This window comes from Epibacterium sp. MM17-32 (assembly GCF_022348205.1).
Classification (GTDB): domain Bacteria; phylum Pseudomonadota; class Alphaproteobacteria; order Rhodobacterales; family Rhodobacteraceae; genus Epibacterium.
In genome coordinates this window covers 119,976-136,697 of sequence record NZ_JAKRFC010000011.1, presented here as the reverse complement: position 1 = coordinate 136,697, position 16,722 = coordinate 119,976, and the positions used below count along the sequence as shown (strand labels likewise).

Sequence of the window (16,722 nt, the reverse complement as noted above, 5' to 3'; positions counted from 1 at the left end):
CATGCCGGTTCTGGAGTGCTGGAAGGCGAAACAGGTGTTCGTCTCCAAACGCGGTCAGGGCACCGGCTATTCCGGCATCGAGAACCCGCTGTTCTTCAAGGACAACACCCGCATGTTCTACGGCGACGCAAAACAGTCCCTCAGCACGCTCCTCAACCTCATCGACTGAGGGCGGCAGAGCTGACACGACACAGGGGGCGCTCCGAACGGGGCGCCCTTTTTGCTTTCATCTTTTCCATAAATATCTCGGGGGAGGCCCGTTCGGGCCGGGGGCAGAGCCCCCAATCGCCCAGCCAGAAGAAACCGCTTGTGCTGGAGTGCACTCCAGCACCTAAGCTGCCCGCGACTCATCACCACAACAGGGAGAGCGCCCATGCGGATATCGCAGGTGGCCGCGAAGACCGGCCTCAGCATCGACACGCTGCGCTTTTACGAAAAGATCGGCCTGATCGAGCCACCGCCGCGCGACGGGGCCGGGCGGCGCGACTACCCGGAGGAGGTGCTGGGCTGGATCCGCTTTCTGGCGCAGCTCAACGCCACCGGCATGAAGCAGGCCGACCGGGTGCGCTATGCCCGCCTGCGGGCCGAAGGCGCGGCCACGGTGCCGGAGCGCCGCCGCATGCTGGAAGCGCACCGCAGCCATATGCAGGCCCAGATGCAGGCGCTGGAGGAAACACTGGCGCTGATGGATCGCAAGGTCGCGCTTTATCGGGACATGGAACACAAGCTGACACAGGAGAGTACAGATGTCTGACGCATTGGAGCAGGGCCGCGCCCTCTTGGCCGATATGAACCCGGGGTTGGAGGCGGCGCTGGCGGAGACCTACGACGCCCATGTGCCCGACATGGCAGAGAGCCTGGTGGAATGGGCCTATGGCCGCCACTACGCACGCTCCGGGCTCGATCACAAGACCCGGCAGCTCTGTACCGTGGCGGCCCTGACGGCGCTGGGGGGACAGACCGGACCGCAGCTCAAGGTCAATATCCGCCATACCCTGGCCACCGGCGCCAGCCAGCAGGAGATCCTGGAGGTGATCTGGCAGATGGCCGTTTATGGCGGCATGCCCGCCGCAATCAACGGGCTGAATGCCGCAATCGAGGTGTTCGAGGCCGAGGCCGCCTGATCTGTATACCGTTGCATCCCGCTAAGTCATTGAATGCCATGAAAAACTTTACAAAGGGCGGTGATCCTGACTAGGGTCTGGAAACTCGTTCCGGAAGGTTGCCATGGCTGCAATAGAAGATCACCCGCTGCGCTACCAGCTTGCCAATGAGCTGCATGCGCGCCCGTTTCCGACCATCCCGGTGCCCGCCACCGTGGCCTATCTGGCGGTGAAACAGCCCAAGGAAGCGGTGCACCGGGACCGGATGGCGGATCTTCAGCATCTGAAGGATCTGCTGGATCGTCACGGGGCCCCGCATCCGCAGCCGGGGGCGACGCATCATACGGCGCAGCTGGGGCGCCATACGCTCAAATGGGAGCAACACACGGAGTTTGTGTCCTACACGCTGCACGGGGAGGGCGTCAGCGACCGCGCCTTTGATCCGCAGGATTTCGACCTGTTCCCGCCCGATTGGCTGGCGCAGGCCCCGGGGCAGCGGGTGACCTCGGCGCTGATCCGCATCGTGCCGCGCCCGCCGCAGGAGCAGATCAAGAAGAAAGTGCACGACTGGTTTGTGCCCGAAAGCCTCGCCATGGCCTCGGTTCTGGATGACAACGCGGTGGTGGCGGGCGATTTCCGCATTGACCCGGCGGGCCATGCGCGCTTTGCGCTTTTCATCAATGCCGAGACCGGCCCGCAGCGGGTCGGACGCGTGGTGCAGCGGATCTGCGAGATCGAGACCTATCGCGCCATGTCGATGCTCGGGTTCTCGCGGGCGCGGGGGCTTACGCCGACGATCAGCGCCATGGATGCCTCCCTGTCGGAGATGATGGGCGAGATGACCCGTGGCCATGTGCCGGCGGAGCAGACCTTGTCCCAGCTCCTGACGATCTCGGCGGAGCTGGAGGCGATGGCGGCGCAATCGGCGTTCCGGTTCGGGGCAACGGGGGCCTATGAGGCGCTGGTCAATCAGCGCATCGCCCTGTTGCGCGAACAGCGGTTCGAGGGGTTTCAGACCATGGCGGAATTCATGCTGCGCCGGTTCGAACCCGCGATGCGCACGGTGCAGTCCAGCGAGAAACGGCTGGCGGTGCTGGCCGACAGGGCGCGGCGGGCAGGGGAGCTGCTGCGGACCCGGGTCGATGTGGAACGCTCGGCGCAGAACCAGGCTCTGCTGGAGAGCATGGACCGGCGCGCGGATCTGCAATTGCGCTTGCAGCATACGGTCGAGGGGCTGTCGGTGGTGGCGATCAGCTATTACGCGGTGTCGCTTGCGGCCTACGCACTCTATCCGCTGGGCAAGGCGCTGGATCTCAGCAAGGGCATGCTGACAGCGATCCTGACGCCGCTGGTGATTGGTGCGGTGTTCCTGGCGGTGCGCCGCATTCGCAAGAGCCTGCACTGATCGGCGGGAGCGTGGAGAGCCAATAGAACAGCCTTGTTCGGCCGAGAGGCCGGACAGCGCCCGACCCTCCCCCCGGGAGGGCGCTTTGCCCCCACCCAGGCTCGGGCGCTGCCCTATTACATTAAAAAAGGCCGCCTCATCGGGCGGCCTTTTCTACTTGAGTTGTGGCCTCAGCGGCCCCGAATGCGTGGGTCCAATGCATCGCGCAGGCCATCGCCGAGATAGTTCACCGACAGCACCGTCAGCGAGATCAGGATACCAGGCCAGACCACACGCTCCGGGAACAGGGTCATTCGGTCCACCGCATCATTCAGCAGCCGGCCCCAGGTCGGGAAATCCGGCGGGAAGCCAAAGCCGAGGAACGACAGCGCCGACTCGGTGATGATCGCGGTGGCGATCCCGAGCGTGGCCGAGACCATGATCGGTGACAGCACGTTCGGCAGGATGTGGCGCGCGATGATATTGCCCGGCTTGGTGCCGATGGAGCGCGCCGCGAGCACGAACTCGCGTTCCTTGATCGCCAGCACATCGCCGCGCACGATCCGTGCGGTCGGCATCCAGGAGGTGATCCCGATCAGGCAGACGATGAGCACGAAGATGCCACCTTCGGGGCCAATGGATTGCGACAGGCTCTCGCGGAACAGCACCGCCGCCACCAGGATCATCGGCAACAGGGGCAGGGCGAGGAACAGGTCGGTCAACCGCATCAGGAGGCCGTCGAGCTTTTTGAAGTAACCAGCCAGCACCCCGATCAGGCTGCCGAGGATCAGCGCCAGGATCATCGCCGCCATGCCCACCGCCAGCGAGACGCGACCGCCGAACATCAGCCGCGCCAGCGTGTCACGACCGAGGTTGTCGGTGCCCAGCGGATAGGCCCAGTCCATCTTGGCCGAGGGGTCCCACAGCGCGTGATAGATCGGGCGCATGTCGCGCAGGGTGATGAAGTCGCGGCCCGTGGGCACGAATTTCGCATCGTTCCAGTAGACGAACGGGCCCACCACAACACCGAGCACGATGAGCAGGAACAGGCAGCCGCCAAACAGCGCCCCGCGGTGGGATTTGAACTGGTCCCAGATGTCGCGCCATTGGCTGCGCGGCGGGGTCGAAAGCTCCTCCTGCACGCTGGAATGCTGCAGGGTCTTGTCTTTTGCAGCGTCAGTCATAGCGGATCCTCGGGTCGAGAATGCCATAGAGCACATCGGCGATCAGGTTGAACAGCACGATGAGCACGGCAAAGATGAAGGTCAGGGTTTGCACCATGGGCAGGTCGTTGGCCTGGATGGCGCCGATCAGCAGCTGGCCGATGCCGTTCACCTTGAACACCTGTTCGGTGATGATGGCGCCGCCAAAGATCGCGGGAATCCCCAGAGCGATCACGGTCACGACCGGGATCATGGAGTTGCGCAGCACATGCACCATGACCACGACATACTCGCCCAGACCCTTGGCCCGCGCGGTGCGCACGTAATCCTGGTTGAGGTTGTCGAGCATCGAGGCGCGCATGAAGCGGCTGAGCTGTGCGGTGATCTGCAGCGCGAGCACCATCACCGGCATCACCATCTGCTGCAGCTGCTTCACGAAGGTCTCCCAGCTGGTGACCTCCAGCGTGGTGTCATAGATCGACGGGAACCAGCCCAGCTGCACCGAGAAGATCACGATCACCAGCACGCCGGAAAAGAACGGCGGCACGGAAAAGCCCACCATCGACACAAAGGTGCCGAGCTGGTCGAACCAGCTGTACTGGCGATAGGCGGAATAGATGCCGATCGGCAGCGCGATCAGGATCGCGACGATATAGGCGGTGCCCACCACCCAGAGGGTCTGCGGCAGGCGCTGCACGACGATGTCCATCACCGGCGAGCGGGTCTGCCAGGAGATCACACGCAGGTCACCTGCGGAAAAGGACGTGCCGAAGATATGATCGACCAGAACCTGCGGTTCGATCCAGAAGAACTGCACGATCCACTTCCAGAACCGGATGTGGACGGGCTCGCCAAGGCCGAGGGCGATGCGCATCTTCTCTTTCACTTCGGGGGGAACGGTCAGGGGAACCTGCGCCATCGGATCGCCGGGGGCGAGTTCCAGGAGCAGGAAGATCACGAGACTGATGAACAGCAGCGTCGGCACTGCGAGGATCAGCCGTCGGATGGTAAAAGTCAGCATCAGCCGGGCGCCTTTGCAATTGAGTTTGTCGAGAGGTCCGCGTCTGCCTTGCCCCAGCGGGGCGGGGTGCGCGTCATGCCGGGTCTCTTAAGTCAACTCCGACGTGACAACAATGCCGGATTGGGTTGAGAAACGGTAACGCGAAAACCAGTGGGCCCCGGTACGATGTCCGGGGCCCTGTTGACTGCGGATGAGCGCTTATTCGGCGCGGTACCAGTCTGCTGCGTTCCACAGCTCGCTGTCCCACACGTTCAGGTCAACACCGCCGAGGGTGTTGGAATGTGCAGACAGACGGCCACGGTGCACCAGCGGGATCATGCCGCCTTTTTCGAACACGATGGTGTTCAGCTTCTGACCGATCTCGATCCGCTTTGCCATGTCGGCGGTCTGGGTCAGCTCCTTGTGCAGGGCGTCGAATTCTTCGTCGCAGAAGCGGGAGATGTTCTCACCCTGCCACTGGGACGCCGGAGTCGGTGCCTTGTCGCACAGGCCGTTGCCGAAGTAGGACTGCGGGTCGGTGCCATTGAAGGTGTTGGCGTACATTTCAACGTCCGCATAGAACTTCTGGAAGGTGTCCGGGGAGCCCGGGTCGCCGCCGAAGAACACGGAGGAGTTGATGTTGCGCAGTTCGGTTTCGATGCCGATCTCGCTCCACCACTGTTTGATCAGCGCCTGGAAGTCCTGACGGACGGCGTTGGTCGAGGTCTGGTAGAGGATCTTCAGCGGAACACCGTCTTTTTCGCGGATGCCGTCGCCGTCGGTGTCAACGATACCTGCCTGGTCGAGCAGGGCGTTTGCACCGGCGATGTCCTGAGTGTCACAGCCTTCGGGGTTGATCGCAAAGGCTTCGGGGGCCGGAACCCAGGAGCAGGACACACGACCGGCCTTGCCGTAGCCGATTTCCACCAGCAGCGGACGGTCGATGGCCATGGACATCGCCTTGTAGACCGCCGGGTCGGACAGGAACGGGTGCGGACGGATCACCGAACGCTCTTCCGGGCCGAGATCCGGAGAGGGGTTGGTGTTGTTGAGCATGATGCGCTCCAGCAGCGGACCAAAGCCCGCAACGGCCTTGCCTTTGCCGCCGGCTTCCATCTGCGAGATGACATCAGGTGCCAGCTGCAGGTTCCAGGCATAGTCGAACTCGCCGGTTTCCATCACGGCACGGCCGGCTGCGGTCGCATCGCCGCCACCTTTGAACAGGACCTTTGCAAAGGCGGGCTTTGCCGGGTCACGATAGTTCGGGTTCGCGGAGAGGGTGATCACGTCGTTCGGCTTGAACTCGTCGACCACGAAGGGGCCGGTGCCGATCGGGCTGAAGTTCGCTTCGGTACATTCCGGGGCCTTGGCGCCGAGACAGTCCGCGAACTGGGCCGCCTGGATGATCGGGCTTTCGCCACCGACGAAGGGACCGTAGGGGAAGGGCGTTGCCTCTTCGAAAGTCACGACGATGGTGCTGTCGTCCGGGGTTTCAACGGAGGTCACGCCTTCGAACTTGGTCACCTGCGCGCAGCCGCCCTCGGGGTGGGTGCAGTAGTCATAGGTGAATTTCACATCGGCAGAGGTAAGATCGGAGCCGTCGGACCATTTGATCCCGGGCTTCAGCTTCCAGGTGATCTGGGTCAGGTCTTCGCTCACGCCGCCATTCTCGACGGTGGGGACCTCTTCGACCAGCCACGGCACCATCTCGCCAGAGGCGTTGTAGCGCGCCAGCGGCTCGATCACGAGCGAGGCCGCTTCCACGTCCTTGGTGCCGCCGGACAGGAACGGGTTCATGATGGACGGGGCTTGCCAATAGATGATGTTGACCTGGCCGTCCGAGCCACGCTCGGCAAAGGCAGCCGGGGCGAAGGCGGCGGATGCCACAGCCCCCAGCAGAAGGGTTTTCAATGTCATTGCACTCTCCTTGTCGGAACCGACATAGTGTTTTTGTTGTGCAGGTTACGCCTGTTAACGGCGCATCCCGTGCCCGCGCAGATCTTGCGCGACGCAGTTTGGAATGTGCGTCCACCGCGGACGTATGGATGTCAGGAAAGCCCGAAAGCCGAAGCTCCGGATCTGCGGTCCGTTGTGCCGGACCTGTTTTCATAACCCCCTGTCGCCTTTGGCGTTCACTGCCGGTATCGAAACAGAGTTTTCAGAAAATGCAAGACCTGCGTAACAGGAAATCCGTGCGGGGGTTTGACGCTACCGGTTGCATCGGCTTAGATCGCGCCCCAACAGGTACTGCTCCGGTGCCGCCAAAAAACAGACAGGATACGTGGATGTTGGACCAGCCCATTGCTCAGATCAAAGGCCTCCGGGTCGAGTTCGAAACCAAGGACGGCCCGGTGGTCGGGGTTGAGAATGTTTCGTTTGACGTTACGGCCGGTGAAACATTGTGCATCGTGGGAGAGTCCGGATCGGGCAAATCTGTCTCCTCGCTCTCGTTGATGCGTCTGGTCGAATACGGCGGTGGCACCATTGCGGGTGGCGAATTGATGTTCGATCCGGGCGACGACAAGCCCATCGATCTGGCCAAGGCCGAGAGCGATCTGATGAAGCAGATTCGCGGAAATCAGATCGGGATGATTTTCCAGGAACCGATGACCGCGCTCAATCCGGTGTTCACCGTGGGCCGCCAATTGACCGAAGGTCTGCGAATCCACAAGGGCATGACCAAAAAAGAGGCAGAAGCCCGCGCCATCGAGATTCTGCGCGAGGTCCGCATCCCCGAGGCCGAGCGGCGGATGAAGCAATATCCGCATGAACTGTCTGGCGGCATGCGCCAGCGGGTGGTGATCGCCATGGCCATGGCCTGCGAGCCGCGCCTGCTGATTGCGGATGAGCCCACAACCGCGCTCGATGTGACCATCCAGGCCGAAATCCTTGCGCTGATGGATCGTCTGAAGCGTGAAACCGGCACCGCGGTGATGTTCATCACCCACGATATGGCGGTGGTGGCGCAGATGGCCGACCGCGTGGTGGTCATGTATCGCGGCAACAAGGTCGAAGAGGGCACCGTCCACGAGATCTTTGAGAACCCGCAGCACGACTATACCAAGGCGCTGCTGGCGGCGGTTCCAAAACTCGGCGAGATGCGCGGCAAGGACTACCCGGAGCCGATGAAGCTGATGGGGGTCGAACAGGCCGAGATCAAGCCGATCAAGGGCACCGATGAGGTGCTGTTGAACGTGGAAAACCTCGTCACCCGCTTTCCGGTTAAGGGCGGGCTGCTGCGCCGTACCGTGGCGCAGGTGCATGCGGTCGAGGATGTGTCGTTCAAGGTGTTCAAGGGTCAGACCCTGAGCCTAGTGGGGGAATCGGGCTGTGGCAAATCCACCTGTGGTCGGTCGCTCCTGCGGTTGGTGGAGCCCACCTCCGGCAAGATCGAGTTCGAGGGCCGCGATGTCCTCGGCCTCAACCAGAGGGATCTGCACAAGGCGCGCCTGGATATGCAGATGATCTTTCAGGATCCCTTTGCCTCGCTCAATCCGCAGATGCAGCTGATGGATCAGGTGGCGGAGCCGATGAAAAACTACAACATCGCCTCCGGCTCTGAAATTCAGGACCGGGTGGCGGCCCTGTTTGATCGCGTGCATCTGCCGCGCAGCTTCATGCGTCGCTTCCCGCACGAGATGTCCGGTGGTCAGCGTCAGCGGATCGCGATCGCCCGCGCCCTCGCGCTGAACCCGAAATTGATCGTCGCGGATGAGGCCGTCTCGGCGCTGGACGTGTCGGTGCAGGCGCAGGTTCTGAACCTGATGATGGAATTGCAGGCGGATCTGGAGCTGTCGTTCCTGTTCATCAGCCATGACATGGCGGTGGTGGAGCGCGTCAGCCATCAGGTCGGCGTGATGTATCTGGGGCGTCTGGTTGAAATCGGCCCGCGGGCGCGGGTGTTCGAAAACCCCGCCCATGCCTATACGCAGGCGCTGATGAAAGCGGTGCCGATCGCCGACCCCAACCAGCGCAAGAGCGAGAAGGATCTGAACTTCAAGCCGATCCCGTCGCCGATCCACGACATGAGCTACACGCCCGAACCTTCGGACTACGTGGAGGTGGAGCCGGGCCATTTTGTGCTGATGACCGATTCTGGGTACTGAGGCATGGCCGACCGTCTGACCCCGCTGGAGATCATGGCGCGTTTGGTGGCGTTCCCGACCGTGAGCCGCGACACCAATCGCCCGCTGGTGGACTGGGTGTCGGGGTATCTCGACAGCCACGGTATCGCCCATCACATCTGGGTGGATCCGGAGCAGCCGGAAAAGGCCGGGCTTTACGCCCATGTCGGCCCAAGGATCGACGGCGGCGTGCTGCTGTCGGGGCATACCGATGTGGTGCCGGTGGAGGGGCAGGACTGGACCTCTGACCCCTATGAGGTCGTGGAGCGCGACGGCAAATACTTTGGCCGTGGCTGCGCCGACATGAAGGGGTTCGACGCGCTGGCGCTCTGGGCGCTGGTCGAGGGCCATTATGCGGATCTGAAACGGCCTTTGCAGCTGGCCTATACCTTTGACGAGGAAATCGGCTGCACGGGCGCGCCGCCCCTGATCGTCGAGATCCAGAAACACCTGCCCAAGGCGGAAGCCGTGATCGTCGGAGAGCCGTCGATGCTGAAGGCCGTCACCGGTCACAAGGGCGGCGCCGGGTTTGCCACGCGGGTGGTGGGCCACGAGGTGCACAGCTCGCTCATGCATGAGGGCGTCAGCGCCATCATGGAAGGGGCGCGGCTGATCGACTGGGCCAATCAGCGCAATGCGGAGAACCGCGCCAAGCCCGCCACCGAGGTGGCCGCGATGTTCACCCCGCCCTGGACCACCTGTCACGTGGGCATGGTGTCTGGCGGGACGGCGCATAACATCACCGCGGGCGCGTGCCAGTTCTGGATGGATTTCCGCGCCGTGCCGGGCGAGTCGCTGGCCCAGTGGGAGGCCGCCTATCGCGCCGAGGTTGCCCGAGTCGAGGCCGAGATGCAGGCGGTGCATCCCGACACGCGCATCGAGGTCGAGCAGGTGTTTTACGTTCCGGGGCTGGTGCCCGAGGAGGATGGCGCCGCCGAGAGCCTGGTGCGCGGCCTGACCGGTGACAACGGCAGCCATGTGGTGAGCTATGGCACCGAGGCGGGGCAATATCAGGAAGCCGGCTATTCCGCGGTGATCTGTGGCCCCGGCGATATCGCCCAGGCCCATCAGGCGGATGAGTTCATTACCGTGGCGCAATTCGAGGCGGGCCACCAGTTCATGCGCGATCTGGTGGCGCGGCTCAGGCAGTGACCTGACGGGGGCGCGCCGGTGGCCCGGGGCCCTCGGTCGATCTGACGCAACGTCACTCCTGCTGGCACGCCGTGTGGCGTCGGCGCGCCGGGAGGCCACGTGGTGGTTCGTCCGGCCACAGCCCTTGCGTTCCGTCGAGGCTTGCGTCACTCATTCGCTAACAGGTTAAGGAAGGTCTCTCATGCCCCTCAGGAATCGCTTTGCCGAGTTGCTGCCCGAAATCACCGCGTGGCGTCATGATTTCCATGAACACCCCGAGTTGATGTATGACGTGCATCGCACCGCCGGGCTGGTGCAGGAACGCCTGACCGCCTTTGGCTGTGACGAGGTGGTGCCGGGCATCGGCAAGACCGGCGTTGTCGGCGTCATCAAGGGCAAGAGCACCGCATCCGGCAAGGTGATCGCCCTGCGCGCCGATATGGACGCGCTGCCCATCCACGAGGAAACCGGGCTGGAGTATGCCTCCAAGACGCCGGGCAAGATGCACGCCTGCGGCCACGACGGCCACACCGCGATCCTGCTCGGGGCTGCGAAATACCTCTCTGAGACGCGCAATTTCGACGGCTCCGTGGTGCTGTTGTTCCAGCCCGCCGAGGAAGGCGGGGCCGGGGGCAAGGCCATGGTCGATGATGGCGTGATGGACCGCTGGGGCGTGCAGGAGGTCTATGGCCTGCACAATATGCCGGGCCTGCCGGTGGGCCATATCGCCACCCGCGTCGGCGGGCTCCTGGCCTCCTCGGATGAGTTTGAAATCGAAGTCACCGGCAAGGGCGGCCATGCCGCCGCGCCCCATGATGCCATCGACACCACGCTGGTGGCGTCGCAGATCGTGGTCTCGCTGCACTCGATCGTGTCGCGCAATGTGGACCCGATCCACCGCGTCGTGCTGACCGTCGGTACCTTTGAAACCGACAGCACCGCCTCCAACGTGATCGCCCATCGGGCCAAGCTCACGGGCACCGTGCGCACGCTGGATGCGGAGAACCGCAAGCTGGCCGAGGCGCGCGTGCGCCGTGTCGCCGAGGATACCGCCTCGGCTTTTGGCGCGACGGCCAGGGTCACATGGACGCCGGGCTATCCGGTGACGGAAAACACCGCCGCCGAGGTCGCCCATGCGGTCAAGGCTGCGCAGGCCGTGACCGAGAGCGTCGATCCCGATGCCGCGCCGATCATGCCGTCGGAGGATTTCGCCTATATGCTTGAAGCCCGGCCCGGCGCCTATATCTTCTTGGGCAATGGCGACACCGCCATGTGCCACCATCCGGCCTATCAGTTCGATGACGATGCCATCCCGCTGGGATGCAGCTGGTTTGTGGAACTGTGCGAAGGCCGGATGCCCATCGCCTGAACACAGGCCCACCCCAAGGCCGGCCAACCCGTGCGCGCGGCCTTGGATTCACCGAACACCTAGGAGAGACTTATGCCCGTCAAGAACCGTTTTGCCGAATTGCAGGCCGAGATCACTGAATGGCGACGAGACATTCACGAAAACCCGGAAATCCTGTTTGAAACCCATCGCACCAGTGCGCTGGTTGAGGAAAAGCTGAAGGCATTCGGCTGCGACGAGGTGGTCACGGGCATTGGCCGCACGGGCGTCGTGGGCGTGATCAAGGGCAAATCCGATACCTCTGGCAAGGTCATCGGCCTGCGCGCCGACATGGACGCGCTGCCGATCCACGAGGAAACCGGTCTGGAGTATGCCTCCAAGACCGCAAACGCCATGCATGCCTGCGGCCACGACGGCCATACCGCGATGCTCCTTGGTGCGGCGAAGTATCTGTCGGAGACCCGCAACTTCGACGGCACCGTGGTGGTGATCTTCCAGCCCGCCGAAGAAGGCGGCGGCGGCGGCAAGGAAATGTGCGACGACGGCATGATGGACCGTTGGGGCATCCAGGAGGTCTATGGCATGCACAACTGGCCGGGCCGTCCGGTGGGCAGCTTTGCGATCCGCCCGGGCGCGTTTTTTGCCGCGACCGACCAGTTCGACATCACCTTCACCGGCAAGGGCGGCCACGCCGCAAAACCGCATGAGACCGTGGATTCGACCGTGATGGCGGCGCAGGCGGTACTTGCCCTGCAAACCATCGCCGCGCGCAACGCCGATCCGGTGCATCAGATCGTGGTGTCGGTGACCTCGTTCGAGACCTCCTCCAAGGCGTTCAACGTGATCCCCGAACGGGTGCAGATCAAGGGCACCGTGCGCACCATGGCCAAGGAGCTGCGCGACCTCGCCGAAACCCGCATCAACGAGATCTGCTCCGGCATCGCCGCCACCTTTGGCGGCGCGGCGGAGGTGACCTATCACCGGGGTTATCCAGTGATGGTGAACCACGAGGAACAGACCGAATTCGCCGCCAAAGTGGCGCGTGATGTCTCCGGTCAGTGTGACGAGGCGCCGCTGGTCATGGGCGGCGAGGATTTTGCCTTCATGCTGGAAGAGCGCCCCGGGGCCTATATCCTGGTGGGCAACGGCGACACCGCCGCGGTGCACCACCCCAAATACAACTTCACCGATGATGCAATCCCGGCGGGATGCAGCTGGTGGGCCGAAATCGTCGAGCAACGCCTGCCGGCGGCCTGATCGCGGCCCGCGCGACCGCTCCCCTCGCCTTGCGGGGCGGGGGCGCGTCTGCGTTGATGGAACGATGAAAAAGGGGGCCAGACGGCCCCCTTTTGCGGTGTAGATTTTTGCAACGGTCACGGGATGCGGATCGGCGTGTGGTCGATCCCCGGCCCGTGCTGGTTATTTCCGTGCTGGTTATTTGTCGAAACTCTGGCCAACGATGGCGCAGCTGTGGAACCCGTCGGGCAGATTGGCCTGACACTGGCTCATGGCAGCGATGTCGGCCGCTTTCTGATCGTCAAACCCCCAGGACTGACCCACCGGCAGCACGGCGGCCGGTTCGGCACAATCGATCGACGCGTTGGCAGGGTAGACCGGCACCGCGTAGGACCCGTGCCCGTCGATGCGCGCCGCCCAGGCGGCCATTTCCTGTTTGGCGCTGTCGCAGACGCCGGTCGACACCCGCAGAACGCGCAGATCCTTGTCGACCATCGGGTTTGCGGATTGGGCAAATGCGGGAACGGTGAGGGCGATGGCCGATCCAAGCGTAACGACGGCAAGCGAAACTTTATTGAACATCAAAAACCTCCTGGTCATGGCTCTGCATGACATCTGTCAATAGACGAGGCGCCATGTGGCACCGACTGTCCTAACAACGGCGGTTCGACAGGAAAGGTTCCGAGAATTTTATGTATCGCGTGGGCTCAGGTTCGGAAGGAATCCGGAAAATGGCGGCCGTTCAGCGCCTTGACGGCGTTCCGTCAGGCCGAAAGGAGCTGGCGATAGACCGCAAGGATTGCCGCGGCTTCGCCCTCCAGACGAAAATTCCGCTGTACGTGGTCGTGCGCAGCGGCGGACATGCGGCGCAGCCGATCCGGGTCTGACATCAGGTCGATCATATCCGCGGTGATCTTGTCGAGATCCTCGATGTCGCACAGGGTGCCGGTTTCGCCAGGCACCACCAGCTCCTCGAAGGCGCCAACGCGTGTGGCCACTGCTGGTGCGCCGCAGGCCATCGCTTCGAGCGGGGTCAGGCCAAACCCCTCCCAGCGCTGCGGCGCGACATAGAGATCCAGCGCCTGGAAATGGCGGGGCACATCCTCGACCGGCACCTCATCGCGAAACAGGATGCGATCCGACAGGCCGGCGGCGGCGACCTCATCCTTCAGACCTTGCAGAAACTCGGCATTGTCGGCGGTTGCGCGCCCCATCATCAGGCCGCGCGCCTGCGGGTTGGCGCGGCAGGCTTCGATCATCGCTTTGACAAAAAGGTCATTGCCTTTCTGATGGCGAATACGTCCGAAGCATCCGACCAGAATGCCGTCCTCGGGCAGGTCCAGGGCACGGCGCAGGGCGGCGCGGTCCGCGACCGGCTGGAACAGATCGCAGTCGATCCCGTGGCGAATGACCGTCGCCGCGCGCTCCAGATAGCTTGCGGATTTCGCCGAGGTGGCGATCACCGCATCCATGCGTCGGATCAGCCAGCGGGTGAACCCGGTGTGACGGCGTTGCGCGGCGGAGGTGAACAGGAGCTTGAGTTTCTTGCCCAGCAGGTATTTGAGCGCCAGCCCGGCGACCATTTCGTTATTGCGCCGGGCGTGCCAGACGCGGGCGCCGGAGGGCCCGTTGCGCGACATCGACCAAAGCGCCGAGGGTTTCACCTGCGGCACCTCCGGTGGCAGGTCGGGGGTGGCGGCACAGATGCCGATCTCTCGGGCTTGCAACGGCACCAGCCGGATCACGGTGGAGGTCACACCGGAGTAGCGTTTCTTGAAATTCGGCGCGATCACGTCGATCTTGCGGAGGTCGATCTGGCTCATGGGGCGCCCTTCATGGCTGGGGCGGCAGCAGGTCCAGCAGCGCCGCCACGGTGTGATGCATCTGATCCGACTGGCGTGCCAGAAAGGCGCGGCCCCGGTCGCGCGCCGTGTCTAGGGCATGGGGCGTGTCGAGCCAAGTCCCCACAGCCGCGGTCAGCGTCTCGGCGCTGGTCACTTCCCGGGCTGCGCCGGTCTCGATCAGCTCGGCAAAGGATTCGGCAAAGTTGTAGGCCCCGGGGCCGGTCAGCACCGCGCCGCCGGCCTGCAGCACCTCAAACGGGTTGTGACCGCCGATGTCGCGCAGGGAGCCGCCGAGAAAGACCAGCGGACACAGGCTGTACCAGATGCCGACCTCGCCCAGCGTGTCGGCAAGATACACCTGCGTCGACGTGCGGGGCAGGGCGTCGCGGCTGCGCCGGATCGAGGTCAGGCCCGCCTCGGCAATCATCGCCTCCAGCTGGTCGCCTCGGTTGGGATGGCGCGGGGCCAGCAGCAACAGCAAATCGGGGTGATCCACCAGCAGCGCCTTATGCGCCGCCAACACGGTCTCCTCTTCGCCCTCATGGGTGGAGGAGGCCACCCAGACCGGGCGCGGGCCAATGGCGTCGCGGACCTCTGTCAGCGTGTCTTGATCCACCGGCAGCGGATCGGAGAGCGCCTTGAGGTTGCTGCCTTCTTTCAGGCGGGCGGGATCGGCACCCATGGCCTTCAGGTTGACGGCGGTTTGCGCATTCTGCGTCAGCATCAGTGCGAACTGATCCAGCAGGAACCGCGCCGTGGCGTGGCGTTTGGTCCAACTGGCGACGGATTTCGGCGACAGGCGCGCATTCAGCAGTACCAGCGGCACGCCCGCCTCCCGTGCGCGCACCAGCATGTGCGGCCATAGCTCGCTTTCGACAAAAATGCCGAGGTCGGGTTTCCAATGGTCCAGAAACCGCGCTACCGCCGCGCCGGTATCCAGCGGCGGAAACTGATGGCGGGTGCGGGGTGGCAGCCGCTTGGCAATCAGATCGGCCGAGGTGGGCGTGCCGGATGTAATCAGAAACTCCAGATCCGGCGCCGCCTCGCCAAGTCGGTGGATCAGCGTCAGCACCGACAGGCTCTCTCCGACGCTTGCGGCATGAAACCAGACCAGACGGCCCGCGGGGCGGGGCAGGGTGGCATGCCCCTGACGTTCGCGCACCCGCGGCTCGGGCACGCCATGCTGGCGCAGCTTGCCCGCGACCTTGGACCACATCAGCGGGGCCAACAGCGCAGAGGCACCGCGATACAGATGATAGAGCAGGGTCGGGCGGACCTGCGATTGATTGGTCATGCGATGGGGCCTTACCCGCCGGTGTGGCTCATGTGGCGCGGCATCTGGCCGTCCACGGTCTGGCGGGAGTAGTCAAAATCATGCCCCTTGGGCTTGAGGTTGATGGCGGCGCGAATGGCCTCTTCCAGCGGGGCTTCGGTGTCGGGATGATCCCGCAGCGGCGCGCGCAGATCGGCCATGTCTTCCTGACCAAGGCACATGTACAGCTCACCAGTACAGGTGAGGCGCACCCGGTTGCAGCTTTCGCAGAAATTATGGCTGAGCGGCGTGATAAAACCGATCTTCTGGCCGGTTTCCTCCAGCCGCACATAGCGGGCAGGACCACCGGTGCGTTCGGCCAGATCGGTGACCTGATAGCCGGCCTCATAGGCTTTGCGCACATCCTTCAGCGACCAATACTGGCCCAAACGGCTTTCATTGCCGATATCGCCCATTGGCATCACTTCGATCCACGTCAGATCAATGCCACGCTCGGCGCACCATGCGGTCATGGAGAACAGCTCATCCTCGTTAAAGCCTTTGAGCGCGACCGCGTTGATCTTGATCCTGAGGCCCGCAGCCTGCGCCGCATCAATGCCACGCAGCACCTGCGGCAGCCGCCCCCAGCGGGTGACATCTGCGAATTTCTTCTCATCCAGCGTATCAAGCGAGACATTGACCCGCCGCACACCCGCATCAAACAGCGCTTGTGCGTGTTTTTCCAGCTGCGAGCCGTTGGTGGTCAGGGTCAGCTCCTTGAGCGCGCCGCTGTCCAGATGGCGGGTCATCGACCGGAAAAAGGTCATGATGTCGCGGCGCACCAAAGGCTCACCGCCGGTGATGCGCAACTTCTCGACCCCGAGATTTACAAAGGTGGAGCACATGCGGTCCAGCTCTTCCAGCGTCAGAAGCTCTTTCTTCGGCAGGAAGGTCATGTTCTCGGACATGCAGTAGACGCAGCGAAAATCGCAACGGTCGGTGACCGAGACCCGCAGGTAGGTGATCGCGCGCGCGAAGGGATCAATAAGAGGTGCTGTCATAAAGACATAGGTAAGGCGGTAATTCGCTCAGGACAATAGCGAGACGGTATCAGATGGCGGCATTCTTGCTGGTATC

General features: G+C 63.5%; 15 protein-coding genes. 8 read left to right on the top strand and 7 right to left on the bottom strand.

What is annotated here, in order from left to right:
* The 4 genes from MHM88_RS17065 to MHM88_RS17050 form a co-directional block, all read left to right on the top strand.
* On the top strand, positions 1 to 169 hold a 169-nt coding region (locus MHM88_RS17065), incomplete at its 5' end, for an NAD(P)(+) transhydrogenase (Re/Si-specific) subunit beta (RefSeq protein ID WP_239367752.1).
* A 204-nt stretch (positions 170 to 373) separates the two neighbouring features.
* Positions 374 to 754: a MerR family transcriptional regulator gene (locus MHM88_RS17060; protein WP_239323320.1), complete on the top strand. Its 381-nt coding sequence runs from the start codon at positions 374 to 376 to the stop codon at positions 752 to 754.
* Positions 747 to 1,124, top strand: a complete 378-nt coding sequence (locus MHM88_RS17055; protein ID WP_239367746.1) for a carboxymuconolactone decarboxylase family protein — start codon at positions 747 to 749, stop codon at positions 1,122 to 1,124. The genes MHM88_RS17060 and MHM88_RS17055 overlap by 8 nt, the downstream gene beginning before the upstream one ends.
* A gap of 103 nt (positions 1,125 to 1,227) precedes the next feature.
* Positions 1,228 to 2,508 carry a DUF3422 family protein gene (locus MHM88_RS17050; RefSeq protein ID WP_239367744.1) on the top strand — a complete coding sequence of 427 codons (1,281 nt, stop codon included), beginning with the start codon at positions 1,228 to 1,230 and terminating at the stop codon, positions 2,506 to 2,508.
* Between the two features lie 170 nt (positions 2,509 to 2,678).
* Here MHM88_RS17050 and MHM88_RS17045 read toward each other — a convergent pair whose 3' ends face one another.
* The 3 genes from MHM88_RS17045 to MHM88_RS17035 form a co-directional block, all read right to left on the bottom strand.
* On the bottom strand, positions 2,679 to 3,671 hold the full coding sequence (locus tag MHM88_RS17045; RefSeq protein WP_239323323.1) for an ABC transporter permease: 993 nt from the start codon (positions 3,669 to 3,671) through the stop codon (positions 2,679 to 2,681).
* Positions 3,664 to 4,671, bottom strand: coding sequence for an ABC transporter permease (locus MHM88_RS17040; protein WP_239323324.1), 1,008 nt, complete (start codon positions 4,669 to 4,671; stop codon positions 3,664 to 3,666). Before MHM88_RS17040 ends, MHM88_RS17045 begins: the two co-directional genes overlap by 8 nt.
* Before the next feature lie 198 nt (positions 4,672 to 4,869).
* Positions 4,870 to 6,567: a peptide ABC transporter substrate-binding protein gene (locus MHM88_RS17035; protein WP_239323325.1), complete on the bottom strand. Its 1,698-nt coding sequence runs from the start codon at positions 6,565 to 6,567 to the stop codon at positions 4,870 to 4,872.
* A gap of 368 nt (positions 6,568 to 6,935) precedes the next feature.
* On the opposite strand from MHM88_RS17035, the gene MHM88_RS17030 reads away from it, so the two are divergent.
* The 4 genes from MHM88_RS17030 (at position 6,936) to MHM88_RS17015 (ending at position 12,510) form a co-directional block, all read left to right on the top strand.
* On the top strand, positions 6,936 to 8,756 hold the full coding sequence (locus MHM88_RS17030) for an ABC transporter ATP-binding protein (protein ID WP_239323326.1): 1,821 nt from the start codon (positions 6,936 to 6,938) through the stop codon (positions 8,754 to 8,756).
* Between the two features lie 3 nt (positions 8,757 to 8,759).
* Positions 8,760 to 9,926 carry an acetylornithine deacetylase gene (argE, locus tag MHM88_RS17025; RefSeq protein ID WP_239367742.1) on the top strand — a complete coding sequence of 389 codons (1,167 nt, stop codon included), beginning with the start codon at positions 8,760 to 8,762 and terminating at the stop codon, positions 9,924 to 9,926.
* Between the two features lie 181 nt (positions 9,927 to 10,107).
* Entirely contained in the window at positions 10,108 to 11,274 is a 1,167-nt protein-coding gene (locus tag MHM88_RS17020) for a M20 aminoacylase family protein (protein ID WP_239367740.1), read from the top strand.
* Positions 11,275 to 11,346: 72 nt separating this feature from the next.
* Positions 11,347 to 12,510 carry a M20 aminoacylase family protein gene (locus tag MHM88_RS17015; protein ID WP_239323329.1) on the top strand — a complete coding sequence of 388 codons (1,164 nt, stop codon included), beginning with the start codon at positions 11,347 to 11,349 and terminating at the stop codon, positions 12,508 to 12,510.
* Between the two features lie 177 nt (positions 12,511 to 12,687).
* On the opposite strand, the gene MHM88_RS17010 is transcribed toward MHM88_RS17015, so the two are convergent.
* The 4 genes from MHM88_RS17010 to moaA all read right to left on the bottom strand — a co-directional run bounded on the left by MHM88_RS17010 (position 12,688) and on the right by moaA (position 16,646).
* Complete coding sequence (locus MHM88_RS17010) at positions 12,688 to 13,071, bottom strand: hypothetical protein (RefSeq protein WP_239367738.1); 384 nt, start codon at positions 13,069 to 13,071, stop codon at positions 12,688 to 12,690.
* Between the two features lie 182 nt (positions 13,072 to 13,253).
* Positions 13,254 to 14,312 (bottom strand): glycosyltransferase family 4 protein, encoded by a 1,059-nt coding sequence (locus MHM88_RS17005; RefSeq protein WP_239367736.1) that lies wholly within the window; start codon positions 14,310 to 14,312, stop codon positions 13,254 to 13,256.
* Between the two features lie 10 nt (positions 14,313 to 14,322).
* On the bottom strand, positions 14,323 to 15,627 hold the full coding sequence (locus MHM88_RS17000; RefSeq protein WP_239367734.1) for a 3-deoxy-D-manno-octulosonic acid transferase: 1,305 nt from the start codon (positions 15,625 to 15,627) through the stop codon (positions 14,323 to 14,325).
* An 11-nt stretch (positions 15,628 to 15,638) separates the two neighbouring features.
* Entirely contained in the window at positions 15,639 to 16,646 is a 1,008-nt protein-coding gene (gene moaA, locus MHM88_RS16995) for a GTP 3',8-cyclase MoaA (RefSeq protein WP_239323333.1), read from the bottom strand.
* Between the last annotated feature and the right edge of the window lie 76 nt (positions 16,647 to 16,722).

What these genes read in the sequence shown, in the direction of transcription:
- MHM88_RS17060 (WP_239323320.1), top strand. Translation starts at nt 374, where the DNA reads ATGCGGATATCGCAGGTGGCCGCGAAGACCGGCCTCAGCATCGACACG.
- MHM88_RS17055 (WP_239367746.1), top strand. Translation starts at nt 747, where the DNA reads ATGTCTGACGCATTGGAGCAGGGCCGCGCCCTCTTGGCCGATATGAAC.
- MHM88_RS17050 (WP_239367744.1), top strand. Translation starts at nt 1,228, where the DNA reads ATGGCTGCAATAGAAGATCACCCGCTGCGCTACCAGCTTGCCAATGAG.
- MHM88_RS17045 (WP_239323323.1), bottom strand. Translation starts at nt 3,671, where the DNA reads ATGACTGACGCTGCAAAAGACAAGACCCTGCAGCATTCCAGCGTGCAG.
- MHM88_RS17040 (WP_239323324.1), bottom strand. Translation starts at nt 4,671, where the DNA reads ATGCTGACTTTTACCATCCGACGGCTGATCCTCGCAGTGCCGACGCTG.
- MHM88_RS17035 (WP_239323325.1), bottom strand. Translation starts at nt 6,567, where the DNA reads ATGACATTGAAAACCCTTCTGCTGGGGGCTGTGGCATCCGCCGCCTTC.
- MHM88_RS17030 (WP_239323326.1), top strand. Translation starts at nt 6,936, where the DNA reads ATGTTGGACCAGCCCATTGCTCAGATCAAAGGCCTCCGGGTCGAGTTC.
- argE (WP_239367742.1), top strand. Translation starts at nt 8,760, where the DNA reads ATGGCCGACCGTCTGACCCCGCTGGAGATCATGGCGCGTTTGGTGGCG.
- MHM88_RS17020 (WP_239367740.1), top strand. Translation starts at nt 10,108, where the DNA reads ATGCCCCTCAGGAATCGCTTTGCCGAGTTGCTGCCCGAAATCACCGCG.
- MHM88_RS17015 (WP_239323329.1), top strand. Translation starts at nt 11,347, where the DNA reads ATGCCCGTCAAGAACCGTTTTGCCGAATTGCAGGCCGAGATCACTGAA.
- MHM88_RS17010 (WP_239367738.1), bottom strand. Translation starts at nt 13,071, where the DNA reads ATGTTCAATAAAGTTTCGCTTGCCGTCGTTACGCTTGGATCGGCCATC.
- MHM88_RS17005 (WP_239367736.1), bottom strand. Translation starts at nt 14,312, where the DNA reads ATGAGCCAGATCGACCTCCGCAAGATCGACGTGATCGCGCCGAATTTC.
- MHM88_RS17000 (WP_239367734.1), bottom strand. Translation starts at nt 15,627, where the DNA reads ATGACCAATCAATCGCAGGTCCGCCCGACCCTGCTCTATCATCTGTAT.
- moaA (WP_239323333.1), bottom strand. Translation starts at nt 16,646, where the DNA reads ATGACAGCACCTCTTATTGATCCCTTCGCGCGCGCGATCACCTACCTG.